15 protein-coding genes are annotated in these 17910 nt (G+C 68.3%); 11 read left to right on the forward strand and 4 right to left on the reverse strand.

From position 1 onward, the window contains the following. Nucleotides 1-10: 10 nt before the first annotated feature. Entirely contained in the window at nt 11-664 is a 654-nt protein-coding gene (gene fsa, locus ACK4SE_RS05020; RefSeq protein ID WP_409689392.1) for a fructose-6-phosphate aldolase, read from the reverse strand. A gap of 45 nt (nt 665-709) precedes the next feature. Here fsa and ACK4SE_RS05025 point away from each other — a divergent pair, with 45 nt between their 5' ends. After that, nucleotides 710-2872: a primosomal protein N' gene (locus ACK4SE_RS05025; protein WP_409689394.1), complete on the forward strand. Its 2163-nt coding sequence runs from the start codon at nt 710-712 to the stop codon at nt 2870-2872. On the opposite strand, the gene ACK4SE_RS05030 is transcribed toward ACK4SE_RS05025, so the two are convergent. Both ACK4SE_RS05030 and ACK4SE_RS05035 read right to left on the reverse strand, forming a co-directional pair. Continuing rightward, nucleotides 2869-3651 (reverse strand): glutaminyl-peptide cyclotransferase, encoded by a 783-nt coding sequence (locus ACK4SE_RS05030; protein ID WP_409689396.1) that lies wholly within the window; start codon nt 3649-3651, stop codon nt 2869-2871. The two genes, ACK4SE_RS05025 and ACK4SE_RS05030, sit on opposite strands and share 4 nt — an antisense overlap. Before the next feature lie 16 nt (nt 3652-3667). Beyond that, a complete protein-coding gene (locus ACK4SE_RS05035; RefSeq protein ID WP_409689398.1) occupies nt 3668-4465 on the reverse strand; it encodes a TerC family protein in 798 nt (265 codons plus the stop codon). Between the two features lie 277 nt (nt 4466-4742). Here ACK4SE_RS05035 and ACK4SE_RS05040 point away from each other — a divergent pair, with 277 nt between their 5' ends. From ACK4SE_RS05040 to ACK4SE_RS05080, 9 genes are all read left to right on the forward strand, one after another. Continuing rightward, nucleotides 4743-5297: a F0F1 ATP synthase subunit delta gene (locus ACK4SE_RS05040; RefSeq protein WP_409689400.1), complete on the forward strand. Its 555-nt coding sequence runs from the start codon at nt 4743-4745 to the stop codon at nt 5295-5297. A 66-nt stretch (nt 5298-5363) separates the two neighbouring features. Continuing rightward, nucleotides 5364-6899: a F0F1 ATP synthase subunit alpha gene (gene atpA / locus ACK4SE_RS05045; protein WP_409689401.1), complete on the forward strand. Its 1536-nt coding sequence runs from the start codon at nt 5364-5366 to the stop codon at nt 6897-6899. A 35-nt stretch (nt 6900-6934) separates the two neighbouring features. Beyond that, nucleotides 6935-7813: a F0F1 ATP synthase subunit gamma gene (locus ACK4SE_RS05050; RefSeq protein ID WP_409689403.1), complete on the forward strand. Its 879-nt coding sequence runs from the start codon at nt 6935-6937 to the stop codon at nt 7811-7813. 37 nt (nt 7814-7850) lie between these two features. Continuing rightward, nucleotides 7851-9407, forward strand: a complete 1557-nt coding sequence (gene atpD, locus ACK4SE_RS05055) for a F0F1 ATP synthase subunit beta (RefSeq protein ID WP_409689405.1) — start codon at nt 7851-7853, stop codon at nt 9405-9407. 2 nt (nt 9408-9409) lie between these two features. Then, nucleotides 9410-9679 (forward strand): ATP synthase F1 subunit epsilon, encoded by a 270-nt coding sequence (locus ACK4SE_RS05060; protein WP_409689407.1) that lies wholly within the window; start codon nt 9410-9412, stop codon nt 9677-9679. Between the two features lie 236 nt (nt 9680-9915). Continuing rightward, nucleotides 9916-12921, forward strand: coding sequence for a 2-oxoglutarate dehydrogenase E1 component (locus tag ACK4SE_RS05065; RefSeq protein WP_409689409.1), 3006 nt, complete (start codon nt 9916-9918; stop codon nt 12919-12921). Nucleotides 12922-12986: 65 nt separating this feature from the next. After that, nucleotides 12987-14492, forward strand: a complete 1506-nt coding sequence (gene odhB / locus ACK4SE_RS05070; RefSeq protein ID WP_409689411.1) for a 2-oxoglutarate dehydrogenase complex dihydrolipoyllysine-residue succinyltransferase — start codon at nt 12987-12989, stop codon at nt 14490-14492. Nucleotides 14493-14549: 57 nt separating this feature from the next. Continuing rightward, nucleotides 14550-14984, forward strand: coding sequence for a DUF2007 domain-containing protein (locus tag ACK4SE_RS05075; RefSeq protein WP_409689413.1), 435 nt, complete (start codon nt 14550-14552; stop codon nt 14982-14984). A 46-nt stretch (nt 14985-15030) separates the two neighbouring features. Further along, complete coding sequence (locus ACK4SE_RS05080; RefSeq protein WP_409689415.1) at nt 15031-15900, forward strand: alpha/beta fold hydrolase; 870 nt, start codon at nt 15031-15033, stop codon at nt 15898-15900. On the opposite strand, the gene xseA is transcribed toward ACK4SE_RS05080, so the two are convergent. Beyond that, nucleotides 15897-17333 (reverse strand): exodeoxyribonuclease VII large subunit, encoded by a 1437-nt coding sequence (gene xseA, locus ACK4SE_RS05085; protein ID WP_409689416.1) that lies wholly within the window; start codon nt 17331-17333, stop codon nt 15897-15899. The two genes, ACK4SE_RS05080 and xseA, sit on opposite strands and share 4 nt — an antisense overlap. An 85-nt stretch (nt 17334-17418) precedes the next feature. Between xseA and ACK4SE_RS05090 the strand changes: the two genes are divergently transcribed. Further along, entirely contained in the window at nt 17419-17910 is a 492-nt protein-coding gene (locus tag ACK4SE_RS05090; RefSeq protein ID WP_409689418.1) for a PRC-barrel domain-containing protein, read from the forward strand.

Below are 17910 nucleotides of genomic sequence, written 5' to 3' on the forward strand. Positions count from 1 at the left end.
GGAGCCGGGATTACAGGATGGATTGTCCCGTCTTGCCCCAGTCGGCCAGGAATTGATCAAGCCCCTTGTCGGTTAAGGGATGCTTGACCAAGGCCTTCAAAACGTCCGGCGGCAGGGTCGCGGCGTCGGCGCCGGCCACGGCCGCGGCCGAGACATGGGCCGGATTGCGCAGGGACGCGGCCAGGATTTCGGTCTCGAAGCCGTGCACGTCGTAGAGGACGCGGATTTCCTCCAGCAGGCCGATGCCGTCCGCGCCGTGATCCTCCAGCCGTCCCACGAAGGGCGAGATGAAGGTGGCGCCGGCCTTGGCCGCCAGCATGGCCTGGGCCGCCGAGAAGCACAGGGTGACGTTGGTCTTGACGCCCTTGTCGGTGAAGGCGCGGCAGGCGCGCAGCCCGTCCCAGGTCAGGGGCAGCTTGACCACCACATTGTCAGCGATGGCGGCCAGCTTGTCGCCTTCCTTGACCATGGTCTCGAAGTCCACGGCCACGGCCTCGGCGGAAATGGGCCCCTCGACGAGGGCGCAAATCTCGGCGATGACCTCGGCGATGTTGCGACCGGATTTGGCGATCAGGGATGGATTGGTGGTGACGCCGTCCACCATGCCGGTGGGGACCATGTCCTTGATGACGGCGACGTCGGCTGTGTCGAGAAAGAGTTTCATGGCTCGCCCTTTAGCGGATCATCGCGGCTTGTGCGAGCGTGAGGCATGATCCTCGCCGCCGTCCTGATTCCCCTGCCGGTGCCCGAAGCCTTCGATTACGAGGTTCCGAAGGAGCTGACGCTCGCGCCCGGCGACCATGTGGCGGTGCCGCTGGGCCCCCGGCTGGTGCGGGGCATCGTGTCGGAGGTGCGCGAGACGACCGGCTCCAACCGGCGTCTGAAGGCGGTGGATCACCGGCTGGACGATCCGCCCCTGCCGCCCCGAACCCTCGCCTTCGTGGAATGGGCCGCGCGCTGGACCCTCAGCCCGCCGGGTGAAATGGCGGCTATGGCCATCAAGGGCCTGCGCAGCCCGCCGCCCCGGCCCGAGCGCCGGGTGCGCCGGGTCGGCGACCGCGTCCCCGCCCGCGCCACCCCCGCCCGCGACGCCGTGCTTGAGGCGCTGGGCGACAAGGCCATGACCGCCGCTGATCTGGCCCGGGCGGCGGGGGTGTCGTCGGGCGTGGTCAAGGGCCTGACCGACGAGGGCGTGCTGGAGATCATCGAGATCGCGGCGGACGCCGGGTTCGACGCCCCCGACCCGGACCACGCGCCCGCGACCCTGAACGCGGATCAGGCGGCGGCGGCCGATGTGCTGTCCGAGGCGGTGGCCACCCGCGCCTTCGCGCCGTTCCTGCTGGACGGTGTCACGGGCTCGGGCAAGACCGAGGCCTATCTGGAGGCCATGGCCCGGCTGCTGAAGGTCGAGCCCGACGCGCAGATCCTGATCCTGCTGCCCGAAATCGCCCTGACCCAGGCGGTGATCGCGCGCATCGCCGACCGTTTCGGCGCCCTGCCGGCCGAATGGCATTCCGGCGTGCCCGGCCCGCGCCGTCGTCAGGTGTGGGAGGCGGTGGCCGCCGGGCGCTGCAACATCGTGGTCGGCGCCCGCTCGGCCCTGTTCCTGCCCTTCGTCAATCTGCGCCTGATCGTGGTGGACGAGGAGCACGACGGCTCGTTCAAGCAGGAGGAGGGCCTGATCTATCACGCCCGCGATCTGGCGGTGGCGCGGGCACGGATCGAGCGCGCAGCGGTGGTGCTGGCCTCGGCCACCCCGTCGCTGGAGACCCTGACCAATGCGCGGCAGGGCCGCTACGGCTGGCTCAGGCTGTCGGCGCGGCACGGGGCGGCGGTGATGCCGTCCATCGCCCTGATCGATCTGCGGCAGGCTCCGCCCGATCCCCAGACCTGGCTGTCCCAGCCCCTGCGCGAGGCCATGATCGAGACCCTGGGCCGGGGCGAGCAGGTGCTGCTGTTCCTGAACCGGCGCGGCTATGCGCCGGTGGTGCTGTGCCGGGCCTGCGGACACCGGCTGACCGCGCCGGACACGGATTCCTGGCTGGTGGAACATCGCTACACTGGACGGCTGGTGTGTCACCTGACCGGCTTTTCAATGGCCAAACCCAAGACCTGCCCCGCCTGCGGGGCGGTGGACACCCTCGTGCCGGTCGGGCCCGGAGTGGAGCGGGTGGAGGAGGAGGTGCGCGGCCTGTTCCCCGATGCGCGTACGGCGGTGTTCAGCTCCGACACCGTGCCCGACGGCAAGAGCGCGCGGGCCCTGATCGAAACCATGGCCGAGGGCGGTATCGACATTCTGGTCGCCACCCAGGCGGCGGCGAAAGGGCACAACTTCCCGCGCCTGACGCTGGTGGGGGTGGTGGACGCCGATCTGGGCCTGCGGGGCGGCGACCTTCGTGCGGCCGAGCGCACCTTCCAGCTCCTGACCCAGGCCACGGGCCGCGCGGGCCGGGCCGACCGGCCGGGCCGGGCCCTGCTGCAGACCTGGACCCCGGAGCATCCGGTGCTTCAGGCCCTGGCGGCGGGGGACCGGGAGGCGTTCATGCAGACCGAGATCGCCGAGCGCGAGGCCGCGTCCCTGCCGCCCCACGGCCGTCTGGCGGCGCTGATCCTCTCAGGTGAAAAGGCAGAGGCGGTGGAGAAGGCCGCCGCCGATCTGGCCGCGGCCATTCCCAATGCCGAGCGGCTGGAGGTCTACGGTCCCGCCGATGCGCCGCTGGCGCTGGTGCGCGGGCGGCGCAGGAAACGGCTGCTGGTCCGGGCCGACCGGGACGTGGACCTTCAGGCCTTCCTGCGCGCCTGGCTGGCCCGGGTGAAAATCCCGTCCTCGGTACGCCTGTCGGTGGACGTGGACCCCTACAGCTTCCTCTAGCGCACGCCCGGGGCGCTAGGGGGCTCCACCTCGATGTGGAACAGGGTCGGCCAGTATTTGCCGGTGACGAACAGGCGCCCGTTCTGCGCGTCCCAAGCGATGCCGTTCAGCACGTCGACGCCGAGCCGGTCCCCGGCGGGAAGCAGTCCGGTCAGGTCCACCCACGCGGTCACCCGGCCGGTCTCCGGGTCGATGCGGGCGATGCGGTCGCTGCCCCAGATGTTGGCCCAGACCTCGCCCTCGATCCACTCCAGCTCGTTCAGGTTCGCCACGGGCTCGCCGTCGTCGGTCACCCGCACCCGTCCCGTTTCGCCGAAGGTTTCAGGATCCAGAAAGCGCAGCTCCGCCGTGCCGTCGCTCATGATCAGGCGGCGATCGTCGCGGGTCAGGCCCCAGCCCTCGCCCGGATAGGTGAAGGCGGTCACCAGGGTGAAGCTGTCCACGTCCCAGACGAAGCCGATCCCGTGCCGCCAGGTCAGGCCGATCAGGCGATCACCCCAGTCCACGATGCCTTCGCCGAAATACTGGTGCGGGATGGCCTGGCGCTGCAGCACGTCCCCGTCTTCCAGGCGGACCCGGCGCACGCCGGAGGCGCCGTGCTGGCCGGTGCTCTCGTATAGATAGCCGTCACGCCACAGCAGGCCCTGGGTGAAGGCCGTCCGGTCGTGGGGATAGCTCTGGATCACCCTGTAGCCGAGCACCGGCGCGGCCTGGGTCCAGGCCGGCCCGGCGACACCGACAAGACACAGCAGGAACAGCGAAGACAGGATCCGGGTCATACGCCGCTCCCTGCCGTCAGATGCCCGGATCGCCGCCGTGGGACGCCGCCGCCGCTGCGGCCTTTCGCTGCTGCGATTTCCGTTGCCACATGTTCAGGGCCTCGACCCCGGCGGAGAAGGCCATGGCCGCATAGATGTAGCCCTTGGGCACATGGGCGCCGAAGCCTTCGGCGATCAGCACCATGCCGATCATCAGCAGGAAACCCAGGGCCAGCATGACCACGGTGGGGTTCTTGTGGATGAATTCGCCCAGCGGATCGGCCGCCAGCAACATCACGGCGATGGCCACCAGCACGGCGATGACCATGATCGGCAGGTGCTCGGTCATGCCCACCGCGGTCAGGATGGAGTCGATGGAGAACACCAGATCCAGCAGGATGATCTGGAAAATCGCTCCGCCGATGTTGCTGATGACCACGTCGGCCTTGTCCTTGTCCAGCAGATGGTCGGCGGACTCCGGGTCCACCGAGTGGTGGATCTCCTTGGTGGCCTTCCAGACCAGAAACAGGCCGCCCGCGATCAGGATGATGTCCTTCCACGAGAATTCGTTGCCGAACACGCTGAACAGCGGCGCAGTCAGGGTCACGATCCAGGCGATGGTGGACAGCAGCACCAGGCGCATGACCAGGGCCAGCGAGATGCCGATGCGCCGCACCCGCGAGCGGTGCTCGGCGGGCAGCTTGTTGGACAGGATCGAGATGAAGATCAGATTGTCGATCCCCAGCACCACTTCCATGACGATCAGGGTGATGAGCGCGGCCCAGGCGGCCGGATCGGCCATCAGGGAGAGAAGGTAGGCGGGGAGGGTTTCCATGGGGGAGTCCGGTCAGGCGCGGGGCGCGCCTCGTCAGCGCGAAATAGCAAGTCGCGCCAAACCCGGCTAGAGGTGCAAGTGAAGGAGCGATGCGTGATGCGGCGCCCCGCCTCGGTTGCGGGGCGCACCGGCCCATGCTAACAGGCGCCCGGCTTGCGCAAGGCCGGTTCGGTAGAGCTTCACCCTCGCGTGCTTTCACCAAGCAAATCAAGCCTTTGGTCGGGACGTTCCTGCGTTCCGGCGACGACCCAACGCTTTTATCCGGCGGACCATACAAGTGGCTGAAGATTTCAGATCGACGGAAGTCGGCGAACGCTACGCTCAGGCGTTGTTCGATCTCGCCAATGAAAACAAGCGGCTGGACGCCGTGCGCGCGGATCTGCGCAGCCTCCGGGCTGCCTGGATCGACAGCGCGGACCTGCGCCGTCTGGCCACCTCGCCGGTGATTCCGGTCGAGGACAAGCAGAAGGGTCTGGAGGCCATCGCCGACAAGGCGAAGTTCGATCCGACCACGACGAAATTCCTCGGCCTGATGGCCGCCAATGGCCGCGCCGCCGATCTGACCGGCGCCATCGCCGCGTTCGAGGCGCTGTACGCCCGGCACGCCGGCATCGTCGCGGCCGAGGTGATCTCGGCCAAGGCGCTGGACGCCAGACAGGTTTCCGCGATCCAGGCGGCGCTGAAGGGCGCTCTGGGCCGCGACCCCGAAATGACCGCCCGGGTCGATCCGTCGATCCTGGGCGGGATCAAGGTCAAGGTGGGCTCGAAACTGTTCGACGCCTCGCTGAAGACCCAGCTCGACCAGATGAAGTTCGCCCTCCGCCGGGCCTGACCCTTACCGATCAACAAGACAACGGGCGGAAACGCCCGCCCAGGACGAAAACCGAAAGAGCCAGTCATGGACATCCGCGCCGCCGAAATCTCGGCCATCCTCAAGTCGCAGATCGCTAATTTCGGCGTCGAGGCCGATGTCTCCGACGTCGGCAGCGTGCTGTCGGTCGGCGACGGCATCGCCCGCATCCACGGCCTGGACAATGTCCAGGCCGGTGAAATGGTCCAGTTCACCAAGGCCGGGGTCAAGGGCATGGCCCTGAACCTGGAGCGCGACAACGTGGGCGCCGTGATCTTCGGCGCCGACGCCGAGATCGCCGAGGGCGACGAGGTCCGCCGCCTGGGCGAAATCGTGGACGTGCCGGTGGGCAAGGCCCTGCTGGGCCGTGTCGTCAATCCGCTGGGCGAACCCATCGACGGCAAGGGCCCCATCAAGGGCGCCGCCGAGCGCCGCCGCGTGGACGTCAAGGCGCCGGGCATCATCCCCCGCAAGTCGGTGCATGAGCCCATGCAGACCGGCCTGAAGGCCATCGACACCCTGATCCCCGTCGGCCGTGGCCAGCGCGAGCTGATCATCGGCGATCGTCAGGTGGGCAAGACCGCCGTGGCCGTCGACACCATCCTGAACCAGAAGAACGTCAACAAGACCGACGACGAGAGCGCCAAGCTCTACTGCATCTACGTCGCCATCGGCCAGAAGCGCTCCACGGTCGCCCAGATCGTCAAGACCCTCGAAGAGGCCGGGGCGATGGAATACACCATCGTCGTGGCCGCCACGGCGTCCGAGCCCGCCCCGCTGCAGTTCCTGGCCCCGTTCGCCGGCACCGCCATGGGCGAGTTCTTCCGCGACAACGGCATGCACGCCCTGATCGTCTATGACGATCTGTCCAAGCAGGCCGTGGCCTACCGCCAGATGTCCCTGCTGCTGCGACGCCCGCCCGGCCGCGAAGCCTATCCGGGCGACGTCTTCTATCTGCACAGCCGCCTGCTGGAGCGTTCGGCCAAGCTGAACGGCGATTACGGCTCGGGCTCGCTGACCGCCCTGCCGATCATCGAAACCCAGGCCAATGACGTGTCGGCCTATATCCCGACCAACGTGATCTCGATCACCGACGGCCAGATCTTCCTGGAATCAGACCTGTTCTACCAAGGCATCCGCCCGGCCGTGAACGTGGGCATCTCGGTGTCGCGGGTGGGCTCCTCGGCCCAGACCAAGGCCATGAAGAAGGTCGCCGGCACCATCAAGGGCGAGCTGGCCCAGTACCGGGAAATGGCCGCCTTCGCCAAGTTCGGTTCGGACCTGGACGCCTCGACCCAGAAGCTGCTGGCCCGCGGCGCCCGCCTGACCGAGCTGCTGAAGCAGCCCCAGTACTCGCCGCTGGCGATGGAGGAGCAGGTGGTCTCGGTCTACGCCGGCACGCGCGGCTACATCGACGGCATCGCCGTGGCCGACGTGGGCCGCTTCGAGCGCGAGCTGCTGGCGCGCGTCCATGCCAACCACGCCTCGCTGCTGGAGGGCATCCGCACCAAGAAGGATCTGACGTCCGATCTGGAAACCGAACTGAAGAGCGTCCTCGACGCCTTCGTGAAGACCTTCGCCTGACCGGCCGAACCTTTTAGGAGCTAGAGGAACGCCGCATGGCCAGCCTCAAGGAAATGCGCAATCGGATCGGAAGCGTGAAAGCCACGCAGAAGATCACGAAAGCCATGCAGATGGTCGCCGCGGCCAAGCTGAAGCGCGCCCAGGATCAGGCCGAGAGCGCCCGTCCCTATGCGCGCAAGATGGCCTCGGTCATCGCCAATCTGGCCGCCGGGGTGTCGGGCGACGACGCCCCGCGTCTGCTGGCCGGCGCCGGCGCCGACCAGCGCCACCTGATCGTGGTGGCCACGGCGGACAAGGGTCTGGCCGGCGGCTTCTCCACCAATGTGGTCCGCGCCGCGCGCGAGCGCATCCGGGCCCTGATCGCCCAGGGCAAGGACGTGCAGATCATCGCCGTGGGCCGCAAGTCCCGCGATCAGCTGTCGCGCGTGTTCTCCGACCGCATGAAGCACACCTTCGAGCTGAGCGATCACAAGACCATCGGCCTGGCCTCGGCCCAGCCGATCGCCGAGATGATCGCCCAGGCGTTCGAGAACGGGGAGGCCGACGTGGTCACCCTGTTCTACAGCCGCTTCCAGTCCGTGATCGCCCAGGTGCCGACCGGCAAGCAGCTGATCCCGGCTGTGGTTGAGGGCGACGCCGCCCCCATCGACCTGAACGGCGCGGTCTATGAATACGAGCCCTCGGAAGAGGAAATCCTCGAGACCCTGCTGCCGCGCAACCTGACCACCCAGATCCTGGCCGCCCTGTACGAAAACCAGGCGGGCTTCTTCGGCTCGCAGATGGCGGCGATGGACAACGCCACACGCAACGCCGGCGACCTCATCAACGCCCTGACCCTGCAGTACAACCGCAAACGCCAGGCCCAGATCACCACCGAACTGATCGAGATCATCGCCGGCGCCGAAGCCCTCTGATCCCGACCGCACAGACAATCCGATACGGACCCCAGCCATGACCGACACCGTCGCCACCAAGAAGCCCGCCGCCAAGAAGGCTCCCGCAGCTCGCAAGCCCGCCGCCGCCAAGGCGTCGGCTGCGCCCCGGGCCGCCGTCTCCAGCGCCACCGGCCGCATCGCCCAGGTGATCGGCGCGGTCGTGGACGTGGAGTTCACCGGCCCCCTGCCGGCGATCCTCAACGCCCTGGAAACCCAGAACGTCGACCAGAAGACGGGCGAGCCCTTCACCCTGGTTCTGGAAGTCGCCCAGCACCTGGGTGAGAACATGGTCCGCACCATCTCCATGGACACCACCGAGGGTCTGACCCGCGGCCAGCCCGTGACCGACACCGGCTCGTCCATCCAGGCCCCGGTCGGACCCGGCACCCTGGGCCGCATCATGAACGTGGTCGGCGCGCCCATCGACGAGCAGGGCCCGATCAAGACGGACATGTTCCGCCCGATCCACAAGGAAGCGCCCAGCTTCGAGGAACAGTCCACCTCGTCGGAAATCCTGGTCACGGGCATCAAGGTCATCGACCTGATGTGCCCCTACACCAAGGGCGGCAAGATCGGCCTGTTCGGCGGCGCCGGCGTGGGCAAGACCGTGACCATGCAGGAGCTGATCAACAACATCGCCAAGGCCTACGGCGGTTACTCCGTGCTGGCCGGCGTGGGCGAGCGCACCCGCGAGGGCAACGACCTGTATCACGAGATGATCGAGTCCAACGTCAACGTGGACCCGGCCAAGAACGGCGGCTCCACCGAGGGCTCCAAGTGCGCCCTGGTGTACGGCCAGATGAACGAGCCTCCTGGCGCCCGCGCCCGCGTCGCCCTGACCGGCCTGTCCATCGCCGAGTACTTCCGCGACGAGGAAGGCAAGGACGTGCTGCTGTTCGTGGACAACATCTTCCGCTTCACCCAGGCCGGTTCCGAAGTGTCCGCCCTGCTGGGCCGCATCCCCTCGGCCGTGGGCTATCAGCCCACCCTGGCCACCGAGATGGGCAATCTGCAGGAGCGCATCACCTCCACCCGCAAGGGCTCGATCACCTCGGTCCAGGCCATCTATGTGCCCGCCGACGACCTGACCGACCCGGCCCCCGCCGCCTCCTTCGCCCACCTGGACGCCACCACGGTTCTGAACCGCGACATCGCCGCCCAGGCCATCTTCCCGGCCGTGGACCCGCTGGACTCCACCTCGCGGATCATGGACCCGCTGGTGATCGGCGAGGAGCACTACAACGTCGCCCGTTCGGTCCAGGAAGTGCTGCAGCAATACAAAGGCCTGAAGGACATCATCGCCATCCTGGGCATGGATGAGCTGTCGGAAGAGGACAAGCTGATCGTCTCGCGCGCCCGCAAGATCCAGCGCTTCCTGTCGCAGCCCTTCTTCGTGGCCGAGCAGTTCACCAACTCGCCCGGCAAGTTCGTCGAGCTGGCCGACACCATCCGCAGCTTCAAGGGCATCGTCGCCGGCGAATACGACCACCTTCCGGAAGCCGCCTTCTACATGGTCGGCGCCATCGAGGAAGCCGTCGAAAAGGCCAACAAGCTGGCCGCGGACGCAGCGTAGTCATGGCTGGCAAACTGAACTTCTCCCTCGTCTCGCCGGAACGCGAGGTCTTTTCGGGCCTGGTGGATCAGGTGGACGCGCCGGGCGTGGAGGGCGACTTCGGCGTCCTGCCCGACCACGCGCCCTTCATGACCGCCCTGCGCGAGGGGGCCGTGACCATCCGTGACGGCGCCTCGGTGCGCCGCTTCGAGGTCAAGGGCGGTTTCGCCGATGTCAACGCCGGCGGCCTGACCATCCTGGCCGAGGAAGCCGCCGAGATCGCCGCAGGCTGATTTCGGTCGGATGACGATTTGAGGCTCCGCGTCCCGGCGACGCGGAGCCTTTTTCGTGCGCGCCGCCCACAGGTCGCGCATTTGTCCGATAAATCGAAAAATATCCGCGCTTCGCCACCATGCGGTCATGACCCGTAAGGAAACAGCGGCTATATGAACGGCGACGCCCCTCCCCACGCGCAGACGTGCGCCCGGGTTTTTGATGGGATGCGTCCGAAGGGACGAGAAGCGATACGATGGCGGACGATGCGGGTCGGCTGAACCAGGTCTTTGCCGAGACCTCCTTCCTTTACGGCGCCAACGCCGGGTTCATTGAAGAACTTCACGCGAAGTGGGCCGACAATCCCGCTTCGGTTTCGGGCGAATGGCGCGCCTTCTTCGATCAGCTGCGCGATCGCGCCGATCTGGTGAAGGAAGCCGCCGGGGCCGGCTCGTGGGGCCGCAAGCCTGTCACCGAGCCCACCGACGAGCTGGGCGCCATGGACGGCCGCTGGCCGGCGCCCAAGGCCGATCCCAAGAAGCCCGCCGCCCCTGTTGCCTCGGCCCCCGCCGCTGCGCCGTCGGTCACCGGCGACGAGATCCGCGCCGCAGCCCACGACTCCATCCGCGCCCTGATGCTGATCCGGGCCTACCGCATTCGCGGCCACCTTCAGGCCAATCTGGACCCGCTGGGCATCGAGCCGCCGATCCAGAACCCCGAGCTGACGCCCGAGTTCTGGGGCTTCACCGAGGCCGACATGGACCGGCCGATCTTCATCGCCAATGTGCTGGGGATGGAAAGCGCCAATCTGCGCGAGATCATCGCCATCCTGCGCCGGACCTACTGCGGCAATCTCGGCGTGCAGTACATGCACATCGCCGAGCCCGAGGAGAAGGCCTGGCTGCAGGAGCGCATCGAGGGCCGCGACAAGGAAGGCAATGATCGCGAGATCACCTTCACCGCCAACGGCAAGCGCGCAATCCTGTCCAAGCTGATCGAGGCCGAGACCTTCGAGCGCTTCCTGCACAAGCGCTTCCCCGGCACCAAGCGCTTCGGCCTGGACGGCGGCGAGGCCATGGTCCCGGCGCTGGAGCAGGTGATCAAGCGCGGCGGCGCCATGGGCGTCGATGAAATCGTGCTGGGCATGGCCCACCGGGGCCGCCTGAACGTGCTCGCCGCCGTCATGGGCAAGCCCTACGAGGTCATCTTCCACGAGTTCCAGGGCGGTTCGACCCTGCCGTCCGACATCGAGGGCTCGGGCGACGTCAAATACCACATGGGCGCCTCGTCGGACCGCGAGTTCGACGGCAACAAGGTGCACCTGTCGCTGACCGCCAACCCGTCGCACCTTGAGATCGTCAATCCGGTGGTGCTGGGCAAGGCGCGCGCCAAGCAGTCGTTCGACATCCGCGAGGCCAACAAGGACCGCACCGTGGCGGCGGCGATCCTGGACCGCACCAAGGTGATGCCGCTGCTGATCCACGGCGACGCGGCCTTCGCCGGCCAGGGCGTGGTGGCCGAATGCTTCGCCCTGATGGGGCTGAAGGGCTACCGCACCGGCGGCACCATCCACTTCATCATCAACAACCAGATCGGCTTCACCACCAGCCCGCGGAACAGCCGATCCAGCCCCTATCCCTCGGACGTGGCCCTGATGGTCCAGGCGCCGATCTTCCACGTCAACGGGGATGACCCCGAGGCCGTGGTCTTCGCCGCGAAGATCGCCACCGAGTTCCGCCAGACGTTCAACAAGGACGTGGTGGTGGACATGTTCTGCTATCGCCGCTTCGGCCACAACGAGGGTGACGACCCCACCTTCACCCAGCCGCTGATGTACTCGAAGATCAGGGCCCAGCCGTCCACGCGCGAGATCTACAGCCAGCGCCTGATCGACGAGGGGGTGCTGACCCAGGCCGATGTGGACGCCGAGATCGAGGCCTTCGAGCAGTTCCTCGACAAGCAGTTCGAGGCCGGCAAGACCTACAAGGCCTCCAAGGCCGACTGGCTGGACGGCCAGTGGAAGGGGCTGGGCCTGCCCGAGGGCGACGAGCGGCGCGGCGAGACGGGCGTCCCGGCGGAAAAGCTGCGCGAGTACGGCCACAGCCTGACCACCGTCCCCAACGATGTGGACATCCACAAGACGCTGAAGCGCGTCATGGACGGCCGCCGCCAGATGATCGAGTCGGGCGAAAACATCGACTGGGCCACGGCCGAGAGCCTGGCCTTCGCCGGTCTGCTGGACGAGGGCTTCCCGGTGCGCCTGTCCGGCCAGGACTCCATGCGCGGCACCTTCAGCCAGCGCCACTCGGGCGTCATCGACCAGACCACCGAGGACCGCTACGTCCCCTTGAACAACCTGCGCGATGGCCAGGCCCAGTTCGAGGTCATCGACTCGGCCCTGTCCGAGGAAGCGGTGCTGGGCTTCGAATACGGCTACGCGCTGTCGGACCCCAACACGCTTGTTCTGTGGGAGGCCCAGTTCGGCGACTTCGTGAACGGCGCCCAGGTGGTGATCGACCAGTTCATTACCTCCGGCGAGCGCAAATGGCTGCGCATGTGCGGCCTGACCATGCTGCTGCCCCACGGCTACGAAGGCCAGGGACCCGAGCACTCCTCGGCCCGTCTGGAGCGGTTCCTGCAGGCCTGCGCCGAGGACAACATCCAGGTGGCCAACTGCACCACCCCGGCCAACTATTTCCACATCCTGCGTCGCCAGATGCACCGGCCGTTCCGCAAGCCGCTGATCATCATGACGCCCAAGTCGCTGCTGCGTCACAAGAAGGCGGTGTCGTCCCTGCACGAACTGGCCGAGGGCTCCACCTTCCACCGGGTGCTGCACGACGACGCCCAGACCCGACCAGAGATGGCGGGCGTCAAGATCAAGGCCGACAAGGACATCCGCCGCGTCGTGCTGTGCTCGGGCAAGGTCTACTATGACCTGCTGGAGGCCCGTGAGAAGGCGGGTGTCAACGACATCTATCTGATGCGTCTGGAGCAGTTCTATCCCTGGCCCATGAAGTCGCTGATGACCGAGCTGGCCCGCTTCCCCAACGCTGATCTCGTCTGGTGTCAGGAAGAACCCAAGAACATGGGCGGCTGGACCTTCGTCGACCCCTGGCTGGAGCTGACCCTGGACAAGCTGGACATCAAGGCCAAGCGCGCCCGATATGTGGGTCGCCCCGCCTCGGCCTCCACCGCCGCCGGCCTGATGAGCCGACACCTCAAGGAACTGGAGACCTTCCTCTCCGAAGCCCTCGCCTGAACCGCCTGTCCCATTTCGCCCGCCTGACCTCGCCCGACTGATCACGAAAGATACTGGACCTTCCCATGGCCGACATCCTCACCCCCACCCTCGGCGAATCCGTTTCCGAGGCGACCGTCGCCAAGTGGACAAAGAAGGCCGGCGACGCGGTGAAGAAGGACGAACTGCTGGTGGAGCTGGAGACCGACAAGGTCTCGCTGGAGGTCGTGGCCCCCGCCGACGGCGTGCTGGCCGAGATCACCGCCGGTGAAGGCGACACGGTCACCGCCGGCGCCGTGCTGGGCAAGGTCACCGAGGGCGGCGCGGCCGCGCCCGCCAAGGACGCGCCCAAGGCGGAGAAGGCTGAAGCCAGGCCCGCCAAGGCCGCCGCCAAGACCGAAACCATCGACCTGACCACCCCGACCATGGGCGAGAGCGTGGCCGAGGGCACCATGGGCGCCTGGCTCAAGAAGGCAGGCGACGCGGTCAGGAAGGACGAGGTCCTGGTCGAGATCGAGACCGACAAGGTGGCCGTCGAGGTCTCCTCGCCCGCCGACGGCGTGCTGGCCGAGATCACCGCCGAACAGGGCGCCACCGTCACCCCCGGTCAGGTGATCGGCAAGGTGGCCGCCGGCCAGGGCGCCGCCGCTTCCGCGCCCTCGGCGCCCGCCGCCAACGCCGGCAGCGCCCAGGTCACCGACAAGGGCGGGGACGCGCCCCACCTGTCGCCCTCGGTGCAGCGCATCGTCACCGAGAAGAATCTGGACCCGAAGGCCATCGACGGCTCGGGCAAGGATGGCCGCATCCTCAAGGGTGACGCCCTGGCCGCCGCTGACGCGCCGAAAGCCGCGCCCGCTGCGGCTCCGGCCCCGGCCGCGCCCCGCGCCACGGGCCCGCGCGAGGAGCGGGTCAAGATGACCCGCCTGCGCCAGACCATCGCCCGGCGCCTGAAGGAATCCCAGAACACCGCCGCCCAGCTGACCACCTTCAACGAGGTGGACATGAGCGCGGTCATGGCCCTGCGCACCGCCTACAAGGACAGCTTCGAGAAGCGTCACGGCGTCAAGCTGGGCTTCATGAGCCTGTTCGTGAAGGCGGTCGTCGCCTCGCTGAAGGAGATTCCGGCGGTCAACGCCGAGATCGACGGCACGGACATCATCTACAAGAACCACTATGACATCGGCGTGGCCGTGGGCACCGAGAAGGGTCTGGTGGTGCCGGTGCTGCGCGATGCCGACCAGCTGTCCCTGGCCGGGATCGAGAAGGGCATTGCCGCCCTGGGCAAGGCCGCCCGCGACGGCGACCTGACCCTGGACCAGTTGCAGGGCGGCACCTTCACCATCACCAACGGCGGCATCTACGGCTCGCTGATGTCGACGCCGATCCTGAACATGCCCCAGTCCGGCATCCTGGGCATGCACAACATCGTCCAGCGCCCGGTGGCGGTGAACGGCGAGGTGAAGATCCGCCCGATGATGTACCTGGCGCTCAGCTACGATCACCGCATCGTGGACGGCAAGGAGGCCGTGACCTTCCTGGTGCGCATCAAGGAAAACCTCGAGGATCCCCAGCGCTTCCTGCTGGACCTCTGATCCCCCTCGCACGGCCCGTCGTTACGGTGACGGGGCCGGGCATGCTATCCTGAAGCCATGTCCATCGAGGTCGGCCGCTTTCATGATCTGCATGAGGCCGAACTGGCCGCTGCCCTGCTGCGCTCGGCCGGCATCCGGGCCGAGGTGGCGGATCATCACCTGATCGGCATGGACCCGCTGATGCAGCGCGCCGTCGGCGGCCTGCGGGTCATGGCGCCCGACGACGAGGCCGCCGACGCCCGCGCCATCCTGGCCCGCGTGCAGGCCGGAGAGTTCGTGTCTGACGCGCCCGACGACCTCCCATCCGCCGCCGGCGCCCCGGGCCGGGACGCGGGTCTGGCGCTTGGCGTGCTGGCCGCGCCCTGGGCTGTGGCGGGCATGTTGGGCGCCCGGCGCAGCGTGTCGGCGCGACGCCGCTTCGCGCCTCTGGCCATCATCCTGCTGGTCGCCCTTCTCGTGGGTCTGCCGCTGGTGCTGCGAATCATGGCCTGACGCGGCTTGGTCAACCGTTCGCCGTGATCGGGGGTTAGGGACGGTCATGGCCCGTCTCATCCTGACTCTTCTCATCCTGGTTTTCGCCACCCCGGCGACCGCCCAGGCGTTCCAGTCCGACCGCATCACCGTAATGGCGAGAGGCGCGGGACCGGACGTGATCCTGATCCCCGGCCTGGCCTCCACTCCCGCCGTCTGGGACGAGACCGTCCGTGCGCTGGAAGCAAGCCATCGGGTGCATGTGGTGGGTGTGAACGGCTTCGGCGACGCGCCTCCCGGCGCCAATGCCCGCGGCCCCCTGACCGCCGCCATCGCCAATGAGGTTCGTCGCTACATGAGCGAACAGGGGGTTGAGCGCCCAGCGGTCATCGGCCACTCCATGGGCGGACAGATCGCCCTGAAGATGGCCGCCGACGCGCCCGGCCGCATCGGGCGGGTCATGGTGGTGGATTCCTCGCCCTTCTTTCCGTCCCTGATCAACAGCCGCGCCACCACCGCCGACGTGGCCCCCATCGCCGAGGTGGCGCGCACCGCCGTGCTGTTCCTGGGTGATCAGGTGCTGCGTCAGCAGGCGGGCGCGGTGGGCGCCCGGTTCGGCGGCGCGGCTGATGCCGTGGTGGGCGCCATGGGCTGGCAGGGCGGCGACCGGCATGTGCTGGCCCAGGGCATCTACGAGGTCATGACCACTGACCTGCGCGCCGATCTGGCCCGCGTCACGGCCCCGGTCACAGTGGTCTACGGCTGGAGCGAGTCCGCTGACAGCCCCCGCCATCAGGTGGACCAGGGCTTCCGCCAGGGCTTCCTCAGGCTGCGCAACGCCGCCCGCTTCGAGCGCATCGAGGGGGCCGAGCACATGGTCATGATCGACCGCCCCCGCGAGTTCCTGGCCTCGGTGAACCGGTTCCTGGCCCCCTAGAACAGGTCGCCCTGCTTCGTCGGCGGCGAGGGAATCTTCGACGGGGCCGTCCTGCGCACCGGCGCCGATCCGCCATCCACCACGGCGTCGCGGTCGCCGTCCGCGAACACCAGGCGGACCGGCTGGCCGGACTGCAGCGCGGCCGCCGACCGGACCAGCGCCCCGTCCTCGGCGTGCACCCGCGCGAAGCCCCGCTTCAGCGGCCCGTCCGGGTTCAGGCTCTCGTACAGGCGGCCGATGCGGCCCAGCCGGTCAGCCTCGCGCGGGACGACGCGCCCCAGCGCCCCGGCCATGCGGGCGTCGAGACTGCTCAACCGTTCGCCCTGATGCCGGATCGGCCGCATCAGCAGGCCCGGCGTCAGCCGCGAGGCGGCGCGGACCAGCTCCCGTTCGTGGATCGCCGCATTGCGGGTCAGGCCCGAGGCCAGACGGCTTGACGCATGGTCCAGCCGCTGCTGGGCCAGGGCGATCAAATCCTCAGGCCTGGCGGGCAGGCCCCGCGCCGCCGCCCTCAGCCGCGTGCGCCGGTCCTCCAGCACCCGCGATCCGCAGCGGAACAGCCGCCGCTCCATGTCCGCCACCGCCGCCTTCAGGTCCGCCAGCACCGGCGTGGCCATTTCGGCCGCCCCGGTCGGCGTCGGGGCACGGCGGTCCGACACGAAATCGATCAGCGTGGTGTCGGTCTCGTGGCCCACCGCCGAGATGATCGGCAGGTTCGCCTCGGCCACCGCCCGGGCCAGGGCCTCGTCGTTGAAAGCCCACAGGTCCTCGACCGAGCCGCCGCCGCGCGCCACGATCACCACGTCCGGGCGGGGAATCGGCCCGTCGGGCGTCATGGCGTCGAAGCCCCGCACAGCCGCCGCCACCTGGGCCGCCGCCGCATCGCCCTGCACCACGCAGGGCCAGACGATGACCCGGCACGGCCAGCGTTCCGCGATCCTGTGCAGGATGTCGCGGATCACCGCGCCGGTGGGGCTGGTGATGACTCCCACCACTGCGGGAAAGGCCGGGATCGGCCGCTTGTGGGCCGGATCGAACAGGCCCTCGCCGTGCAGCTTCGCCTTGAGCCGCTCCAGTTGCGCCAGCAGGGCCCCGGCGCCCGCCGGCTCCATGCTGTCGATGACGATCTGATAGGACGACCGCGCCGGATAGCTGGTGATCTTGCCGGTGACGATGACCTCCAGCCCCGTCTCCGGCTGGGCCTGAAGCCCACGCACCACGCCCTTCCACACCACCCCGTCGATGGAGGACCGGTCGTCCTTCAGGGTCAGATAGACGTGGCCGGACGCATGCCGGTTCACCTTGGAGATTTCGCCGCGCAGCCGCACATGGCCGAACCGCTCCTCGAGCGTCCGCTTCAGCGCGAAGCTGAGCTCGGAGATCGACAGCGGCGGATTGTTGTCGCGGGGATCGGGGGCTGAATCGGCGTCCATGCCCCCTTGTATCGGCCAGAACCGGGGAACGTCGATGGCCCCCGCGTGTTGGGTTGGTCGAACCCGAAATGCTGGAGACAAGCCAATGACCATCCGACTGACCCTTTCCGCCGTCGCCGCCGTGAGCCTGCTGGGCGTCGCCGCCTGTGGCGACAACCAGGGCGATGTGGTGCGCGCACCCGACGTGGACGCCGCCGCCGCCGGCCAGGCCCAACCCGTGACCGAGGGCGTGGCCCGTCACGTCACCGCCCTCGGCCTGGACCGCGATCAACTGGAAGACGCCGACCTGCTGTCGGCCGAGCGCACCAAGCTGGGCGAGGTGGAGGCCATCATCATCGACGCCGACAATAACGTCACCGGCTTCGCCATCGACGTGGAAGGCCCCGAGGACCGCTATGTGGTCATTCCGATCGATCAGGTGACCTCCATCGACATCGAGGGCGACCGTGACCTGCAGACGGCCCTGACGGCGCAACAGCTGAACGCCCTGCCCCGCTGGGACCGCGACACCATGCGCAGCCCCGAGGCCCGCACGGCGCCCGACGGCGCGTCGCCGACCGCCACCCAGGGCATGTAA

The sequence above is a fragment of the Brevundimonas sp. genome, assembly GCF_046293315.1.
GTDB lineage: Bacteria > Pseudomonadota > Alphaproteobacteria > Caulobacterales > Caulobacteraceae > Brevundimonas.

Excerpts from the sequence above, each read along its gene's own strand:
- fsa (WP_409689392.1), bottom strand. The coding sequence starts at position 664 with ATGAAACTCTTTCTCGACACAGCCGACGTCGCCGTCATCAAGGACATG.
- ACK4SE_RS05025 (WP_409689394.1), top strand. The coding sequence starts at position 710 with ATGATCCTCGCCGCCGTCCTGATTCCCCTGCCGGTGCCCGAAGCCTTC.
- ACK4SE_RS05030 (WP_409689396.1), bottom strand. The coding sequence starts at position 3,651 with ATGACCCGGATCCTGTCTTCGCTGTTCCTGCTGTGTCTTGTCGGTGTC.
- ACK4SE_RS05035 (WP_409689398.1), bottom strand. The coding sequence starts at position 4,465 with ATGGAAACCCTCCCCGCCTACCTTCTCTCCCTGATGGCCGATCCGGCC.
- atpA (WP_409689401.1), top strand. The coding sequence starts at position 5,364 with ATGGACATCCGCGCCGCCGAAATCTCGGCCATCCTCAAGTCGCAGATC.
- ACK4SE_RS05050 (WP_409689403.1), top strand. The coding sequence starts at position 6,935 with ATGGCCAGCCTCAAGGAAATGCGCAATCGGATCGGAAGCGTGAAAGCC.
- atpD (WP_409689405.1), top strand. The coding sequence starts at position 7,851 with ATGACCGACACCGTCGCCACCAAGAAGCCCGCCGCCAAGAAGGCTCCC.
- ACK4SE_RS05060 (WP_409689407.1), top strand. The coding sequence starts at position 9,410 with ATGGCTGGCAAACTGAACTTCTCCCTCGTCTCGCCGGAACGCGAGGTC.
- ACK4SE_RS05065 (WP_409689409.1), top strand. The coding sequence starts at position 9,916 with ATGGCGGACGATGCGGGTCGGCTGAACCAGGTCTTTGCCGAGACCTCC.
- odhB (WP_409689411.1), top strand. The coding sequence starts at position 12,987 with ATGGCCGACATCCTCACCCCCACCCTCGGCGAATCCGTTTCCGAGGCG.
- ACK4SE_RS05075 (WP_409689413.1), top strand. The coding sequence starts at position 14,550 with ATGTCCATCGAGGTCGGCCGCTTTCATGATCTGCATGAGGCCGAACTG.
- ACK4SE_RS05080 (WP_409689415.1), top strand. The coding sequence starts at position 15,031 with ATGGCCCGTCTCATCCTGACTCTTCTCATCCTGGTTTTCGCCACCCCG.
- xseA (WP_409689416.1), bottom strand. The coding sequence starts at position 17,333 with ATGGACGCCGATTCAGCCCCCGATCCCCGCGACAACAATCCGCCGCTG.
- ACK4SE_RS05090 (WP_409689418.1), top strand. The coding sequence starts at position 17,419 with ATGACCATCCGACTGACCCTTTCCGCCGTCGCCGCCGTGAGCCTGCTG.